This window comes from Serratia silvae (genome assembly GCF_023282985.1).
Classification (GTDB): Bacteria; Pseudomonadota; Gammaproteobacteria; order Enterobacterales; family Enterobacteriaceae; genus Chania; species Chania silvae.
In genome coordinates, this window is sequence record NZ_JAGQDC010000047.1 from 1 (window position 1) to 1,278 (window position 1,278).

The window sequence follows — 1,278 nt, forward strand, 5'->3', positions numbered from 1 at the left end:
TGATCTTACCCACTAACAATGGACACACGACTAAGCGAGGGTCTGGTTTTCAAATTGTTCCGGGCTGAGTCCGCCACAGGCACTGTGGCGACGCCAGCGGTTGTAATCGCACTCGATATAATTAAACACCGCCGTTCGCATTATTTCCCGGGTGGCAAAGCGCTCGCCGTGGATACATTCCACCTTCAGCGAGTGGAAGAAGCTTTCCGCACAGGCATTGTCGTAACAACAGCCTTTTGCGCTCATACTTCCACGCAGATTATGACGTTTCAGTAAGCCCTGGTAATCCCCTGAACAGTACTGGCCGCCTCTGTCAGTATGAACAATGACATTTTCCGGGCGTTTACGCCGCCACAACGCCATCTGCAACGCATCGCACGCCAGTTGTGCCGTCATCCGCGATGACATCGACCAGCCGATGACGGCTCGCGACCACAGGTCAATGACCACTGCCAGGTAAAGCCAGCCCTCATCAGTGCGAAGATAGGTGATGTCTCCCGCCCATTTCTGATTCGGTTCACAGGCGTAAAAGTCCTGCTTCAGCAGGTTTTCAGACACCGGCAGACCATGTTCACGGTAACTGACCGGGCTGAACCGGCGCGAGGCCTTTGCGCGCAGCCCCTGACGGCGCAAGCTGGCGGCAATGGTTTTGACGTTGTACGCCGGAAGCTCATCAGCAAGACGCGGCGCGCCATACCGCTGTTTTGCGTCACTGAATGCCTTTCGGACAGCGTTATCGCAGACAAGACGGAACTGCTGACGCGGGGCTATATGATGACGGCGCAGATGACCTGCCCCCAGGGTTAGATACAACGCTCAGTTAGTAATGTCGGTTCCTTCACTCTCAGAATTACCCTTTCTCCAGGCCGCCGCAAATTCAGACGGCGTCTGATAATTCAGCGCGGAGTGCGGCCGGCACTCGTTATAATCCTGACGCCATTCACTGATGGTTTTCCTGGCATGACTGACGTCACTGAACCAGTGTTCATTCAGACATTCATCGCGAAAGCGTCCGTTAAAACTCTCAATAAATCCGTTTTGTGTCGGCTTGCCGGGCTGGATAAGCCGCAGCTCCACGCCATGCTCAAAGGCCCATTGATCGAGCGCGCGGCAGGTAAATTCCGGGCCCTGATCAGTTCTTATCGTCGCCGGATAGCCGCGAAACAGCGCAATGCTGTCCAGAATACGCGTGACCTGCACGCCTGAAATCCCGAAGGCAACGGTTACCGTCAGGCACTCCTTCGTGAAGTCGTCCACGCAGGTAAGGCACTTGATCCT

Annotated in this window: 2 pseudogenes; both read right to left on the reverse strand. The window is 55.2% G+C overall.

Annotated elements, in window-relative coordinates:
* Nucleotides 1-30 precede the first annotated feature (30 nt).
* Nucleotides 31-783: pseudogene (locus KAJ71_RS23150) on the reverse strand (IS3 family transposase); the annotation flags it as partial.
* Nucleotides 784-816: 33 nt separating this feature from the next.
* Nucleotides 817-1,278 (reverse strand): annotated as a pseudogene (locus KAJ71_RS23155) (IS3-like element ISYen3 family transposase); the annotation flags it as partial.